14 protein-coding genes are annotated in these 15,156 nt (G+C 60.5%); 7 read left to right on the top strand and 7 right to left on the bottom strand.

The window, feature by feature from the left end:
• From P3T40_RS19885 to P3T40_RS19895, 3 genes are all read right to left on the bottom strand, one after another.
• A partial coding sequence (locus P3T40_RS19885; RefSeq protein ID WP_429269438.1) for a TolC family protein occupies positions 1 to 683 on the bottom strand: 683 nt, incomplete at its 3' end.
• A 79-nt stretch (positions 684 to 762) separates the two neighbouring features.
• Positions 763 to 2,325, bottom strand: a complete 1,563-nt coding sequence (locus tag P3T40_RS19890; protein WP_429269439.1) for a DHA2 family efflux MFS transporter permease subunit — start codon at positions 2,323 to 2,325, stop codon at positions 763 to 765.
• Positions 2,326 to 2,584: 259 nt separating this feature from the next.
• Positions 2,585 to 3,466: a LysR family transcriptional regulator gene (locus P3T40_RS19895; protein ID WP_429269440.1), complete on the bottom strand. Its 882-nt coding sequence runs from the start codon at positions 3,464 to 3,466 to the stop codon at positions 2,585 to 2,587.
• A gap of 336 nt (positions 3,467 to 3,802) precedes the next feature.
• On the opposite strand from P3T40_RS19895, the gene P3T40_RS19900 reads away from it, so the two are divergent.
• Positions 3,803 to 4,354, top strand: coding sequence for a heme NO-binding domain-containing protein (locus P3T40_RS19900; protein ID WP_429269441.1), 552 nt, complete (start codon positions 3,803 to 3,805; stop codon positions 4,352 to 4,354).
• Entirely contained in the window at positions 4,355 to 6,379 is a 2,025-nt protein-coding gene (locus tag P3T40_RS19905) for a putative bifunctional diguanylate cyclase/phosphodiesterase (RefSeq protein ID WP_429269442.1), read from the top strand.
• Between the two features lie 64 nt (positions 6,380 to 6,443).
• Here the strand turns inward: P3T40_RS19905 and P3T40_RS19910 are convergent, their stop codons facing one another.
• Both P3T40_RS19910 and P3T40_RS19915 read right to left on the bottom strand, forming a co-directional pair.
• A complete protein-coding gene (locus P3T40_RS19910) occupies positions 6,444 to 7,409 on the bottom strand; it encodes a D-2-hydroxyacid dehydrogenase family protein (protein WP_429269443.1) in 966 nt (321 codons plus the stop codon).
• A 51-nt stretch (positions 7,410 to 7,460) separates the two neighbouring features.
• Entirely contained in the window at positions 7,461 to 8,384 is a 924-nt protein-coding gene (locus tag P3T40_RS19915) for a LysR family transcriptional regulator (RefSeq protein WP_429269444.1), read from the bottom strand.
• Positions 8,385 to 8,677: 293 nt separating this feature from the next.
• Between P3T40_RS19915 and P3T40_RS19920 the strand changes: the two genes are divergently transcribed.
• Together P3T40_RS19920 and P3T40_RS19925 are read left to right on the top strand one after the other, a co-directional pair.
• Complete coding sequence (locus P3T40_RS19920) at positions 8,678 to 10,030, top strand: MFS transporter (protein WP_429269445.1); 1,353 nt, start codon at positions 8,678 to 8,680, stop codon at positions 10,028 to 10,030.
• 45 nt (positions 10,031 to 10,075) lie between these two features.
• Entirely contained in the window at positions 10,076 to 10,825 is a 750-nt protein-coding gene (locus P3T40_RS19925) for a maleate cis-trans isomerase family protein (RefSeq protein WP_429269446.1), read from the top strand.
• 94 nt (positions 10,826 to 10,919) lie between these two features.
• Here the strand turns inward: P3T40_RS19925 and P3T40_RS19930 are convergent, their stop codons facing one another.
• Positions 10,920 to 12,251 (bottom strand): PLP-dependent aminotransferase family protein, encoded by a 1,332-nt coding sequence (locus P3T40_RS19930; protein ID WP_429269447.1) that lies wholly within the window; start codon positions 12,249 to 12,251, stop codon positions 10,920 to 10,922.
• A 91-nt stretch (positions 12,252 to 12,342) separates the two neighbouring features.
• Between P3T40_RS19930 and P3T40_RS19935 the strand changes: the two genes are divergently transcribed.
• The 3 genes from P3T40_RS19935 to P3T40_RS19945 all read left to right on the top strand — a co-directional run bounded on the left by P3T40_RS19935 (position 12,343) and on the right by P3T40_RS19945 (position 13,815).
• Complete coding sequence (locus P3T40_RS19935) at positions 12,343 to 12,939, top strand: DJ-1/PfpI family protein (RefSeq protein ID WP_429269448.1); 597 nt, start codon at positions 12,343 to 12,345, stop codon at positions 12,937 to 12,939.
• 51 nt (positions 12,940 to 12,990) lie between these two features.
• Positions 12,991 to 13,266 (top strand): DUF2164 domain-containing protein, encoded by a 276-nt coding sequence (locus P3T40_RS19940; protein ID WP_429269449.1) that lies wholly within the window; start codon positions 12,991 to 12,993, stop codon positions 13,264 to 13,266.
• A gap of 72 nt (positions 13,267 to 13,338) precedes the next feature.
• On the top strand, positions 13,339 to 13,815 hold the full coding sequence (locus P3T40_RS19945) for a DUF2501 domain-containing protein (protein WP_429269450.1): 477 nt from the start codon (positions 13,339 to 13,341) through the stop codon (positions 13,813 to 13,815).
• A gap of 22 nt (positions 13,816 to 13,837) precedes the next feature.
• On the opposite strand, the gene P3T40_RS19950 is transcribed toward P3T40_RS19945, so the two are convergent.
• A complete protein-coding gene (locus tag P3T40_RS19950) occupies positions 13,838 to 15,154 on the bottom strand; it encodes an autotransporter outer membrane beta-barrel domain-containing protein (RefSeq protein ID WP_429269451.1) in 1,317 nt (438 codons plus the stop codon).
• Positions 15,155 to 15,156: the final 2 nt, after the last annotated feature.

Raw genomic sequence — 15,156 nt, forward strand, 5'->3', positions numbered from 1 at the left:
TCGAGCCCGGTCGCGATGCGGCCGGCCGTGATGCGGTCGATCTGCTCGCGGCGCTCGACTTCCTGCTGCGCGATATCGTGTAGCACGTAAAGCCGCGCAAGCTGGTTATAGCTGCGAGCGAGCGCGGTCGTGAGCGTGAGCTTGACGACTTCCGCATCGGCCTGGCTGGCCTGCACCTGGGAGACTGCCGACTTCAGCGTTTCGCGATTCTTGCCCCACAGATCGAGATCGTATGAAAGGCTCAACAGTGCGCTGTTCTGGGTTTGCCAGGTGCCTGCATAGGGTGGCGGTATTTCCGACGTGCCGCTGAACTGCTGGCGCGTGAGCGAATAATCGGCGTCGACGCGCGGCATCGTGCTGGCCTTCGCAATACCCGCATAGGCCTGCGCTGCGGCGATGCGGGCGCGCGCCTGCGCAATCGTCGGGCTGCCCTTGAGAGCTTCCTCGATGAGGGTCTTCAGTTGCGCGTCGCCGAACTGGTCGGCCCAGTCGGCCGCGGGCCAGTGACCGCTTTCGGCCGGCAGGCTTTGTGTGGTCGCGAACTGTTGCGGCTGGGCCATCTGCTGGTCGCCGTGGATGCCCGCATAGTTGACGCATGCAGAGAGCACCGCCGTGAGGATCACCGACAGCCCCGCTTTTAGCGCGCGGGTACCGCTGCCGGATTGAGGAATCTGCGCTTTCATTTTCGGACCTGTCAGATTAATGGTTAAAAAATAGGAAGAAGCATTTTTGTCAGTTCTTCCCGTCCGGGCAGCGCGCTGCTCAATGACCACCCGCGCCCGCTGCTGCCTTCGCGCCAGCCTTGCTGGGCTTGGTAATCCAGATGAGCGGAATGATCACGATAAAGGTCACCGCCGACAGCAAGAACACATCGTTCACGCCGAGCATTGCCGCCTGCGCGCTTAATTGCGCTTCGAAAAGGTTCTGCGCTTTGAAGACATTCGCGTGCAGCGTCGTCTGAATCCCGGCAAGCGCATGCACATAGGCCGGGTTATTCACGCTGGTCAGCTCGGCGAGTCGTGCATGGTGCTGGATGGTCCGGTCATTCCATATGGTGCTCATGATCGAGGTGCCCGCCGCGCCGGCGAAGACGCGCGCGAAGCTCGACAGGCCGGCGGCAGCCGGGATCTTCTCCGGCGGCAAGCCCGACAGAATGATGGCCGTGAGCGGCGTGAAGAACAGCGCCATCGGGATGCCCTGCAGCAACGTTGGCAGAACGAGCGTGTAGGGGTCGACGTCCGTCGTGTACCACGAGCGCATCAGGAACACGCCCGCAAAGCAGAGGAAGGCGAGTGTCGCCAGTACCCGCGTGTCCGATTTCGGCATGATCTTGCCCATCACCGGCGCAAGGAATATGGCGAGGATACCGAGCGGCGCAATGATCAGCCCCGCATCGACGGCCGGGTAGCCCAGGCTTTCCTGAATCCACGTGGGCAGGATCACGAGGTTGGAAAAGTAGAGCGCGTACCCGATCGAGATCGCAATAGTGCCGCCCAGGAAGTTTCGTCCCTTGAACAGACGCAGATCGACGATCGGCTTGGCTTCGGTCAGCTCCCAGATCACGAAGAACAGGAACGTGATCAGCACGACGATAGCGAGCGCCCAGATCACCGGCGAATTGAACCAGTCGAGATCCTTGCCCTTGTCGAGCATGATCTGCAGCGAGCCCACCCAGACGATCAGCGACAGAAGCCCCACCTTGTCGACCGGCAGCTTGCGCGACGGCGTTTCGCGCTTGCGGTAGAGCGCCCAGATCACTGCGGCGGCAAACAGGCCAACCGGCACATTGACGTAGAAGATCCACGACCAGCTGTAGCTGTCGGTGATCCAGCCGCCGAGCGCGGGGCCAGCGACCGGCCCGACCGTTGCGGTCATCGCCCACAGCGACAGCGCGCTCGCGCTCTTGTTCTTCGGAAACGTGCTGAGCAGAAGCGCTTGCGAGAGCGGTATCATCGGCCCCGCCACTGCGCCTTGTATGACGCGGGCCACGAGCAGAGAGGGCAAATTCGGCGCGAGGCCGCACACCGCGGAAGCCACTACGAACAGCAAAATCGAGGCCACGAAGAGCCGCACCTGCCCGACCCGCTGTGTCAGCCAGCCGGTCAGCGGAATTGCCACCGCGTTGGCCGCGGCGAACAGCGTGATGACCCACGTGCCTTCGTCGACCGACACACCCAGGTCGCCGGACATCGTCGGGATCGCGACGTTGGCGATCGACGAGTCCAGCACATTCATGAAGGTGGCGAGGGCCACGGCGAATGCGCCCAGCGCGAACTGCCAGCCAGTCAATGGCGCCGGGGCGCTCGCGTTCTTTGGCGGGTTCATGTTGCGTCCTTTAAGAGGCTTGATGGCCGGCTGTAATCAAGCCGTCGTCAGGTATCTGATTTGTCAGATATTGAGTTAAAGAATTCGTCCGAAACGGACCATTCCTGCCACACCGGAAAGTTGAAAGGCTACGCAAGTCCGGTCTGTCGCGGTAGATCCGTGTCAAGCGAATCTGTGTCGCCGAATGAGCAACGCCACTGGCAGCGTAAGTCTTCAACCCGGTCGATACAGCCGCAGCGCGTCAGTCATGACCGGGAGCTTACGGTCGACTGGGAGCGCCGAAATGTTCGATTAGCATCTCGATGAGCACGCGCACCTTGCGGGGTGGATGCGCGCCGGGAGGGCGGATAACGTAAATTCCGGCCTCTGGAACGGGAAATCGGCGCATGATCGGAACGAGCGCGCCAGAGGCCACATGATCGTCCGTCAGGAAATCGGGAAGTGACGTAATACCTAGACCGGCGACCGCAGCAGCGACAAGAGCGTGGCCGTTGTTAGCGGTGAACCGCCCGCGCGGGTTGATGGTTATAACGCTGCGGTCATCAATGAACCTCCATATCTCGGCATTTTGGCAGAGCGCTTCATGGTTCATGATCTCGTCTGGAGTTTGGGGTTCTCCATGCGTTCGAATATATGCTGGGCTGGCCACCAGCTTGCCGAATATGGGACCGATACGACGTGCGATCAGATTGGAATCCGCGAGGTGGCCTATGCGGATGGCTGCGTCGAATCCCTCGTTTACAACGTCGACGAAATGATCGCTGAAGGAGGTTTGAAGTTGCAGAAGTGGATGTTGTTTTGCCAGGTCGGCGAGTAGCGGTGCGAGGTGGGTCGCGCCGAACGATACGGGTGCCGCAATCCTAAGGCGTCCGCGCAGCTCGCCAGTCGGAAGGATGGTTTCTCGCGCCAGGTCCAATTCGGCGCAGACGCGTGCTGCGTATTCACGAAAAGTGGCCCCCGCTTCCGTCAACGTTGCACCGCGTGTGGTACGCGACACGAGTTGGACGGACAAGTCGCTCTCCAGCCTCGCGAGTCTGCGACTGACGACTGATTTCGACAGACCTAATCGCCGCGCTGCGGGTGTAACGCCGCCTGCGTCGGCCACCTCAACGAACGTTTGCAGATCTTCAATGTCAAGCATTCCTGTTCTCGTATTTTTGCCCAAGAGGCCTTTGACGGGCACCGATCTACCTGCGCGGTAAAGACGCCGACGTCATCGAGCTGAGTATATCGTCGTCTGACATACGCGAGCGAACGACACTGAGGGGTGATAGGAGACGTGTTTGCAAAGACTCTACATTTTCACCGAGATCGCACGCGTATCGGGGCACGTGAGGATATCGCCGTGCATTGTCGGTAAGGCTAAAGCTTTTTATAAATGAGACGTAAACCAGATGGATAGGGCTGGGATTCCCCCTGCATCGAGTCAGCCAGCCGGAAACTGCGCGGTGTACCGTAGTCTTCTTTGGAGGTATCAGTGAAAGGAATCGTATTCAATCTGCTTGAAGAGGTCGTCACCCGCACGCATGGCGAGCATATCTGGGATGCGTTGCTGGACGCGGCAGAACTGAGCGGTTCGTATACCTCCTTGGGCAGCTATCCCGACGAGCAGATGGGCAAGCTCGTACAGGCAGCGTCCAATGCGTTGAACGTCACTCCCGGGGAGGTATTGCGCTGGTTCGGCCAGGAGGCGATGCCGCTGCTCGCGCAACGCTATCCGACTTTCTTTCTTGGCCATCAGTCGAGCCGACCGTTCATCGTAAGCGTGAATCAGATCATTCACCCTGAGGTACGCAAGCTCTACGCTGGAGCGGACGTCCCGGTGTTCGATTTCAGCGACGGACCGGACGGTGCGTTGATGCTCGGGTATCGGTCACCGCGTAAGTTGTGCGCCTTGGCTCAGGGATTTATCGAAGGCGCCGCAGCGCACTTTCACGAGTCCGTGGCAGTGGAACATCAGACTTGCATGCACGACGGAGACGCCGAGTGCCGGATGCGCCTCTCGTTCTCCACCAACGGGGCCGGATAAATGGTTGGGGCCGCTGTCGAAGATGTTGCTGAACAGCTAGCGCGGGTGCAGCGGCGGCTGGACCGGGAGCGCCAGGCACGCTTTGAAGCTGAAGCAATTGCCGAGCGCGGCCTGAGGGAGCTTTATGAGCGGCAACAGGAACTCCAGTTGCTAGAAGCAATCGCTGGCGCCGCCAACCAGATGAGTTCGGTGCAGGAGGCCCTGCAGTTTGCGGTCACGCACATCTGCCAGTTCACGGGATGGCCACTGGGGCATGCCTATGTTACTGAGACTGACGGAGCGTCCCGTCGTTTGCGTCCTATTGCCGTCTGGCATGGCGCCAATCTTGCGCGAATACATGATTTCCTGCAGGCCACTGAGCAGATGATCTTTGCTTCGGGCGTCGGACTGCCCGGGCGAGTGCTGGCCACAGGCGCACCTGTATGGATTCCCGATGTGACCGAAGACAGCAATTTTCCTCGGGCGCCATCTGCTCGCCACGCGGGTCTAAAGGCGGCATTTGCGTTTCCGGTGTTGGCGGGAAGCGAGGTGATGGCGGTCCTCGAGTTCTTCACTGATCGCATCGCGCCACTCGACGAGCTGCTCCAGCGCTTGATGTCGCAAGTGGGAACCCAGCTCGGTCGCGTGATTGAGCGCCAGCGTGCCGAGGACCGGCTCGTCCACCGAGCCTTCCATGACTACCTGACGGAGTTGCCCAATCGGGCGATGTTTCTTGACCGTCTCGGGCGCGCCGTCGCGCGTCAGCGGGAAGACTCCGATTATCAGTTCGCAGTTTTGTTTATCGACCTCGACCGCTTCAAGGTCATCAACGACAGCCTGGGACATCTGGCCGGCGACCAGCTCATTGCCCAGGTCGCCGGACGCTTCCTGGCGTCGCTGCGTCGGGAAGACACGGTGTCCCGCTCCGGCACAGAGGCTGGCCCCTATGCCAGTTTCTCCGCCGGAACGCTGGCGCGCCTGGGCGGAGACGAATTCACGATACTGCTCGACAATATGCATTCGCCGCACGATGCCGAGCAGGTGGCGCAGCGTATCCAGGATGCACTCAAACGGCCGTTCGAACTGGATGGGCAGGAGGTGTATACATCCGCGAGCATTGGGATCGCCACAAGCGCTGTGCACTACGCGTCGGCAACCGAAGTGCTGCGTGATGCCGACCTCGCTATGTACCAGGCCAAGATGCGCGGTAAAGCCCGGCATGAGGTATACAACGAGACCATGCATCAAAGCGCCATGGCGCGCCTGAGACTTGAAACGGATCTGCGCCATGCGCTGCTCAACCAGGAGTTCGTGGTTCACTACCAACCGATCGTCTCACTCAAGACTCGTGAAGTGGCGGGCTTTGAGGCCTTGGTCCGCTGGCAGAAGTCCCCTGCGGAGCTGATCCATCCGGGGGAATTCATCTCGGTCGCGGAAGACACGGGGCTGATTCTATTCCTCGGGATGTGGGTGCTAAGGGAAGCTTGCCGAACGCTGTGCAACTGGCAGAAAGCGTTTCCGCGCGACAAACCGTTGACTGTGAGCGTGAACGTGTCGGCCCGCCAGTTCAGCCAGCCCGATCTGGTGCAGCAGATTCGCCAGATCATCGAGGAGACCGGCGTGGATCCGGCAACTGTCACGTTGGAAATTACCGAGAGCGTGACAATGAGCGACGCCGAGCACGCAATCCGCGTACTGTCACAACTGCGTGAGATCGGGGTCCGCTTCAGCATCGATGATTTCGGCACCGGCTACTCGTCGTTGAGCTATCTGCATCGCCTGCCGCTGGACATTCTCAAGATTGACCGCTCGTTTATCTCAGCGATGAGCGAGGGCGGCGAGAGCCTGAGCATCGTCCGTACCATCATGCGGCTGGCGAAGGACCTGGGTATCGACGTGGTCGCCGAGGGCACGGAGACGATCGCCCAACTCGACCATTTGAGTGCTTTGGACTGCGAGTTCGGCCAAGGGTATTATTTTTCCCGTCCGCTTGACGCCTCCGGCATACGTGAGTTGCTCAAGACGCCAGGGCGATTTTCTGAATGATGCGGTACTCCGGCCTTCTATCCTGACGCACTTGCCAAGCTGATTCTCGACATCATCTCCTCCGCTAGCCTTGCGCAGAACGTCCGGTTTCATCAAGCCACTGAACGATGTTACGCACCGTATCGCCATAGAAGGTGCGATACAACTCCTCCGACACGTAGCCGATGTGAGGCGTCGCGAGCACGTTGGGCAATTCGCGCAGAGGGTGCGGGTTGTCGAGCGGCTCGACATCGTATACATCCAGCGCGGCGCCGGCAATCTGACCGGTCGTGAGTGCCGCAAGCAGTGCTGCATGGTCGACGATTGGTCCCCTGGACGTGTTAATCAGCCGGCTTGTAGGTTTCATCTGCGCGAGTTCCGTCGCGCCGACCAACCCTTGGGTTCGCTCGCTAAGCCGTACATGGATCGACAGGAAATCTGCCGTAGAGAACAGCACATCCTTGCTGACTAGCTGCGCGCCCTTTTCCGCGGCACGCTCCGCCGTCAGGTGCTGGCTCCACGCTATAACGTTCATTCTGAATGCTCGCCCGATGATGCCGACGGCCGAGCCGATATGGCCGAGACCAAGCAATCCGAGCGTCTTGCCCGCCAGTTGTTCGCCGAGCGCAACCTGCCAGCCTCCCTGACGCAGTGAGCGATTCTCGAGGGGAATATTGCGGGCCATCGCGAGAATCAGGCCCCAGGTCAACTCAATCGTCGGCGTAGACGAATAGCCCGTATGACGAATTTCGATGCCGCGTTCCGCAGCGGCATCCTGATCGATCGACGCATTCCCAGGGCCGGTCGAGGCGATCAGCTTCAGGTTCGGCAAGCTCTCGATGACTACGCGGTGCAGCGGTGTGCGCTCTCGCATCACGCATACGACATCGAACGGTCGCAGGCGTTGAATCAGGTTCCCGACGTCGGCGACGTGGTCGTTGAACACCGTAATGTCTGCGAGGTTTTCAAGGGGCGACCAGTCTGCCATGCTGAGCGCGACGCTCTGATAGTCGTCGAGGACCGCGACCTTGATGGGAAATTTAAGGTTCATGTTGCGTGCTCCATGAATTGTTGACCTTGTTGCCGTTAGCAGGGCAGCTCATCACACATTGTCCTGGTACTTCTCGATGTGGTCGACCAGCATGCGCGCAGGAAGCGGCAGCGTGTCGAAATTGCGCGCGATGATCGACAGCGGCCGTAGCGACCACGGTTCGTCAAGCTCAACGACGCGAAACGGCGCCGAATGCAGATACGGTGTCACGCTTCCCATGGGGAGTACTCCAATGCCGAGACCCGCACTGACCATGTTGCGTACGCCCTCGAAGCTTGTCACCTCGATACGCACGCGAAGCCGCTTACCGGCACGCTCAGCCGCGGCGCGACACAATTTCGAAATCGACGTACCGTACGGCATGCTGACGACATCATCCTCCAGCGCTTCCGCGAAGGTCATGCTTGCGTGCCCGGCAAGCCGATGATCCGCCGGCACGATCACGACCAGCTTATCGATGCTGTACGGACGCCACTGCAGATCGCGGAGGGAATCCTCGGTGGCCGAGCAGATGCCGAGATCGGCGACGCCGCTTGCGATCGCCTGCACTACTTCATCGCTCGATTTCTCGACCATATCGATCCGAACTTTCGGATTTGCGCGCAGAAAGGAGCGCAGCACACCGGGCAGATACTGAACCATGGCGGTGAAGTTCACATAAATGCGCGTATGCCCCCTCAATCCTGCCGAATATTCAGACAATTCGTCCGAAATTTGCTGCAAGTGCTCATTGAGCCGTTTCGCGTGATGATAGAGCGCCTCGCCCGCAGGCGTAGCCTGAACACCGCGGCTGTGCCGATATAACAGCGGCGTGCCGGCGTCGTCTTCAAGGTCTGATACGCGCTTACTGACGGCCGATGCCACGATATGCGTGCGCGCTGCCGCCGCAGCAATGCTGCCCTCCTCGATAACAGCCACGAAAATCCGCAGGGACTCCATGTCGAGTCGCAACGGTCGATCTGCTGAGACACGCATCTTCACTCCTTCGTGTTGGATATCCGGCCGTTTAGTACCCATCGCAATTGGCGATGCCTCTATTGAACATTGAGAAATTCTCAATACGCACGGCAACCGGCATCCTATGCGCCATGGAGTTCGATCCTGGCAGGACCATCGGTCGAGGCGCGGGGCCGGGCAATGTCCATCGCGATTCTATGTCGAGGAGGCGACGTTGTGCTGGCGGCCGATGGATGTGGCACGCTGTAGTACAAGCCGATGCACGGCCGGAACGCATGAAAACGCTCTTGAAGACAGGAAGGAGACAAAAGATGGAACACAAGCAACTTACTTTGAGCCCGCGGTCTCATTGGTACGAGGGGCTCACTGGGATGCACTGGCGTGTGCTGAAGGCGAGCTTTCTCGGCTGGATTTTCGACGGCTACGAGGCACTGGCACTCGTCGTGGTTCTGGGGCCGATGATGCATTCCGTGCTGTCGCCGGAGCAAGCCGCATCCCCTACAACGTACGCGGGTCTGGTTATCGGCATCACATTGCTTGGCTGGGGGGCGGGGGGATTGGTCGGTGGGATTCTCGCGGACTATATCGGACGCAAGCGGATGATGCTCTGGTCCGTCTTCCTGTATGCGATGTTTTCGGGTTTGACCGCGTTCTCGCAAACCTTTTGGGTGTTGTGTGGGCTGCGTTTCCTGACTGGCCTCGCCATGGGCAGCGAATGGAGCACGGGCGTCGCGCTGCTGTCGGAAACCTGGCCGGAGCGGGCTCGTGCGAAAGGGGCGGGCTTTCTGCAATCAGGCTTTGGCTGGGGCACGATGATCGCGGCGGTCGTGTGGTATGCGCTTTCGTCAACGCATCCCCTCGGTGCCGAAAGCTGGCGGTTGATGTTTGTGCTTGGCGCAGTGCCCGCGTTTTTCGTGCTGTACATCCGACGCGGGGTCAGCGAGTCGGAGAAATGGCAAGCCGCGGTGCGCGAGAAACGCTGGAGCGCGACGAGTGCCCAGCCGGCTGCAGGCAACGCGCCCGCATCCGACAAGCGCCCGTTCACGCTCACTCAACTGTTCAGTGAACCCGTCGCGCTGCGCCGCACGTTGCTTCTGCTCGTGCTGTCGATCGTCACGACCGTCGGCTGGTGGGCCATTTCCAGCTGGCTGCCAACCTATACCGTGGCGCTCGCTAAAGCCGAAGGTATTCCCGATGCCTTGTCGTGGGGCTCGAAGATATCGATCGTGTACACCGTTGGTGCGATTGCGGCATATATGGTCGCCGGCTTCGTGGTGGATGTAATCGGCCGGCGCGCGTTCCTGTCGCTCACTTTTGTCGGTGCGCTAGTGACGACGTTCATCACCTACAAGCTGACGACGAGCGTCGAAGCGATGATGGTTGTGGCGCCGATCAACGGTTTCTTCACCTTGGGTTGTGCCTATGTGTGGATGGCGATCTACCCATGCGAACTCTTTTCCAGCAGCGTGCGTTCCACCGCGATCAGCTTCGTGTTCAATGCGGCGCGCCTGATTGCGTGGGTCTTCCCAATCATCGCGGGCAGCATGATCAAATCGTTCGGTGGTGTGTCGCAGGCCGCGTTGGCACTCGGCTCTGTGTATCTGCTGGGTATTGTGCTGCCGTGGTTCTTGCCTGAAACGCGCGGCGCAGGCATGCCGGACTAGTTCCCCCATGCATTTTGGATAGCTAACTGTTTTTTGGAGAAACAAATGCCTCAAAATTTCCGTATTGGTCAGATTGTTCCGAGTTCGAATACGACCATGGAAACTGAAATTCCCGCCATGTTGCGCGCCCGTGAAGCGATCCGCCCCGAACGGTTCACTTTCCATTCGAGCCGGATGAGAATGCATAAGGTCACGAAGGAAGAATTGGCCGCGATGAACAAGGAAGGCATTCGTTGTGCGGCGGAACTCGCGGACGCTCGTGTCGACGTGATGAGCACGGCGTGTTTGGTCGCGATCATGGCGATGGGGCCCGGATATCATCGGGAAACCGAACGCGAACTGTTGGAGGCTGCTCGTGCTAATCATTGCCTTGCGCCCGTCATGACCTCGGCGGGGGCTTTGGTGGAAGGTCTGAAGATCCTGGGCGCCCGCCGGATTTCGCTGATGGCGCCGTACATGCGGCCCTTGACTGACCTCGTCGTCGCGTACATCGAAAACGAAGGAATTGAGGTAATCGATTCCCTCTGCTTCGAGATTCCCGACAACCTTGAAGTCGGTCTGCGCGACCCGATGCAATTGATTGAAGACGTTCGAAGCCTGAATACCGAAGGCGCGGACGTTGTCGTGGCGTCCGCGTGCGTTCAAATGCCTTCATTGCCGGCAATCCAGCGCATCGAAGACATGCTGGGTATCCGCACCGTTTCGACTGCGGTATGCACCGTGCGGCGCATGCTGGATCATCTTAAGCTTGAGCCGATCGTCCCCGGCGCCGGAGCGTTGCTTGCCGGCGCGTGATGGGGAATGCAGTCAGCGCTCACAGAGTTACGCGTTGGACATTCCTGTCTGTTCGACTGCACCGCCGCGGCTGCAGCGCAGCCGCAACCGTGGCTCAATAGGTCTGATCGGCAACAACACGCGCCACCGTTTCCAAAGACCACTTCAGCGTAGACAGGCTGACCGAGCCGAGTGCCAACCGGATGGCGTGAGGCACCTGCGCTGAGGTAGCGAACGGATGAGCCGTCGACACGGAAATGTGTTCGCGCATCAACGCCATCGAGATTGCGTCTGCCCGGACCTCCTGTGGCAGAGGAAGCCAGACGAAGTACGACGCGGGATGGCTGATCCGTTTCAGCCCGCCCAGGATCTCAGCAGCAAGGCCCTGGCGCAGCGCGGCATCCCGCCGTTTGTCGGCCTCGAGCCTGGCCACGGTGCCGTCCTCGATCCAGCCACAGGCGATAGCCGTCATGGTCGCCGGGGTGTTCCACGTCGTTGCACGGATGGCCCGTTCGAGTCTGAGAGCCCATTCGCGCTGGGCACAGACGAAGCCGACGCGCAGCCCGGTTGCGACACTCTTCGACAAGCTCGACACATACACCGTCATCTCCGGAGCTAGCGATGCCAAAGGAGGCGGGGCACCTTCCGCGAGGAACGCGTAGGCCGCGTCCTCGATCAGCATCAGTCCGTGCTGGCGGGCGATGGCGACCAGTTCCCGACGTCGCCTTGCGCTCATCACCCAGCCGAGCGGGTTATGGAGCGTTGGCATCGCGTATACGGCGCGTACTCGCCGTCGCCTGCACAGCGCCGTCAATGCGTCCAGATCCATGCCGTAGCCAGCCGCGGGAATAGGGGCGAGTTCCAGCCGGGCGGCCTCGGCGGCAAGCTTGAATCCCGGGTACGTCAGGGCATCCACGGCCACCACGTCGCCGGGCTCGAGCAAGGCCATGGCCGTTGCAGTCAGCCCGTGCTGCGCACCGCTCACCAGCAATACGGTTTCAGCCGATGCCACGAGTCCCCGGGTGCTCAGGTGGCGCGCCACGGTCGCCCGCTCGTGCTCGCGCCCGCCGTGGGGCTGGTATCGAAGCAGGGCCTCCAGGTCGCCTGCGGCTGCGAGCTGTCGTAGCGCTGTCCGGAGAAGGTCTGCCTGATCCGGCAACGCGGGATAGTTGAAGCTCAGATCCACGGTGTCAGCGCTCCAGGCATGCAGATCAACGCCTTGACCGCGCGGGAGCGCCTCCTTGACGAACGTGCCGCGACCGGTTTCTCCGCTCACCAGACCCATCGCTTGCAGCTCTGCGTAGACGCGCGTGGCCGTCACCAGTGCCAGTCCTTCGCGAGCTGCGAGATCGCGATGCGTTGGCAGTCGCGTCCCGGGACGCAGCCGCCCCGCACGGATATCGTCCGCGAGACGGTCGACCAGTTGCTTGTAGCGGGGCTGAGGCATCCCTGAACATATCCATGACAATTATTTGATTGTATTGATTATCGGTTCTACGATGGCGCAATACAACGTCTGCATTCGCACGAGGCTCGCCATGCACATCGCCATCCTGACCTTTGAAGGTTTCAACGAACTCGACTCGCTGATCGCGCTCAACATCCTCAACCGGGTCAAGAAGCCCGGTTGGAAGGTTTCAATCGTCAGTCCGGCGGATAAAGTGCGTTCAATGAACGGTGTGGTGATAGAGGCGCAAGCGTCGCTACAGGATGCATGCGACGCGGACGCCGTGCTGGTGGGTAGCGGGATAGGGACCCGGGACGTCGTCGCCAATGCCGCGTTGATGTCGCAACTGAGGTTCGACCCGACGCGGCAGTTGCTGGGCGCGCAGTGCTCGGGAACGCTCATCCTTGCAAAGCTGGGTCTGCTGGACGGCGTTCCGGCCTGCACGGACGTGACCACCAAGCCGTGGGTAGAGGAGGCAGGTGTCGCCGTGCTCAATCAGCCGTTCGTGGCCAAGGGAAACGTCGCGACCGCTGGCGGGTGCCTGGCATCGCAGTATCTGGCGGCCTGGTTCATCGCACGGCTGGCGGGCGCCGAGGCTGCACGTGGCGCGATCAACCATGTGGCGCCAGTGGGGGAGAAGGAGGCCTACGTGACGCGCGCGATGGCGAACATTTCGCCGTTTCTTTAGGGCGTATGTCGTAGCGTCTCTTTCACAGAAATCTTGCCGGACTTATTTCCCATGACCATTGAGTTGACTAAAGAAGTTCGAGCCGATGCGATTGCATCCATCCAGCGGTATTTCGACAAGAATATGGAGGAGCCTATCGGCAACATCGCAGCTGGCGCGCTCCTTGGCTTCTTCCTGAAGGAAATTGGCCCCAATATCTACAATAAAGCTGTGGCTGACGTACAAGAACGGCTCCTGCAACGCGTCTCAGAGCTTGACTTTGAGGTGCACGAAGAGGAGTTTCAATACTGGAAAAAGTATGAGGGGAACGTGAAACCGCGGAAGTAGGCATGACGAGCCTCCTTCAGCCCCCCATTTTCTAACGCAGCAACTGGAAGCAGCCACCTACCGGAGGATTCGATGAAAGGACACAAGCATTGCGTCGTAGCTGCGGCAACGCTTATCGGACTGTTGATGCCGTTTTCCGCATCTCATGCCCAGCTCGGCAACCTGCTCAACCAGGGCAGCAACGGTTCGCCGTCGGGCCTCAGCGGCTTGACCGGCGGCACCTCGTCTGGCGGCATCGGTAACCTCGGTAGCGCGTTGTCCGGTGGCTCGGTGACGTCCAGCGATAGCAGCAACGTCGTCGGCGTGCTGCAGTTTTGCATCAAGAATAACTACCTGGGCGGCAGCAGTGCGTCGTCCGTGAAGGATTCGCTGATGAGCAAGCTGCCGGGCGGCGCGTCGAATTCCAATAGCAGTTATACCGACGGTGCTAACGGCATTCTCGACACTGGCAGCGGCCAGAAGCTGAGCCTCGGCGGCGATGGCGTCAAGCAGCAACTTACCAAGCAGATCTGCGACAAGATACTCGAACAGGGCAAGTCGATGCTGTAGGCCTCGCAAGCCCATATTCCAATCACCAGGTGTATCGGAATCCAACGTCGCCCTGTACACCCTGGCGGCGACCGCCATCCGTGCCACCAACGGCAAACTGATAACCTGCCTGAGCGTAGAGGCTCATCCGGAGGGTGATCTTTGTGGTGATACCGCCGGCGAACTCGAGCCGCGTAGCTTGTTCATCCAGTGGCACTTGATCGGTGCCGAATAGCGTTGTCGCGCTCCCACCCCAGTCGTGCCAGAGATTGACGCGTCCATAAGGCTGCCATACCTTGCCGTTGTCCTGATCGATAGTCCATTGACCGCGCAGGCCGAGCCGGCCGGTCGTGCCCGTAGTCAGGCCCGGATCGACCGGACCCAGTCCGTCATTTTCCTGGCTAAAGCTGACACGTTGCCAGATGACCTGGATCTGCGGCTCCAGCACGAAGCTGGGTCCCAATGGCAGCGGCACTGGATAGCCGGCCTCCAGCGACGTCAGGAAGCCGTTGCCGTTGGTCGGCAGTCTGGCGGACGCCGTTGTCGCATCGCCCTGATAGGCGGTGCCCTGAAACACTGCGTCGAGGTACCAGCCAGTCGGGCCGTAATGCGTCCAGTAGGCACCGCCGGAATACGCTTCAAGACTCAGCCTGCCGGTATGGCCCAGCGTATAGGCGGTAGCCGCCGCGTTGGTGACGAGTCCATCCACGTCGAGATTGCTGTTGCCGTAGGCGAAGTACACACCAGCGACGTCGCGATGGCCGGGCATGAAGCTGCCGCGCCATACGTCGATCCCAGCCTGTACCCCGAGCAATTGGCCGCTGGCCCGCGGATCCGCGAAGGCCTCGTAGTGATTGTCGATCTGCTGGGCGAAGACACGGGCCCAGCTGGAATGTCCCCAGCCCTCGCTGTCAGGACCGGCATTTTCAGCCGTCAACGTATCGCCAATGCGCTCGTGTAGTGTGCCGAGCATGGTCAGCCCCATCTGCCGGGCAACCGGTTGGACCACGCCATAGGTGGCGAGCTCCGGCCCGATGATCGGATAAGTGGCGCCTGGCGATAATTCGTGAGACGGCGGGTCGACAGAAAACTGAGGCACCGGCGACTCCGCTGCCTCTTCTGGTGGTCCCGGGGACGAAGGCTGCCCTGGCGGCGGCGTGACCGGCGGCGAGGGTTGCTCCGGCGGCGCAGGCTCTCCCGGCGCCGGAGGAGCGATGAAGCTCGAGCGGAGGAACCAGTCATTGGGATTGCTGCCGCCGATGCCGCCATGAAACAGGTAGTAGTCGAAGGCGCCGGGGCGCAACCTGTTGACCAGCGTGAAGGCATCAGACGCGGTCGTGCTGCCGTTGAGTGCCTGCACCA

The organism is Paraburkholderia sp. EB58 (assembly GCF_050436665.1).
In the GTDB taxonomy this organism is placed as follows: Bacteria; Pseudomonadota; Gammaproteobacteria; order Burkholderiales; family Burkholderiaceae; genus Paraburkholderia.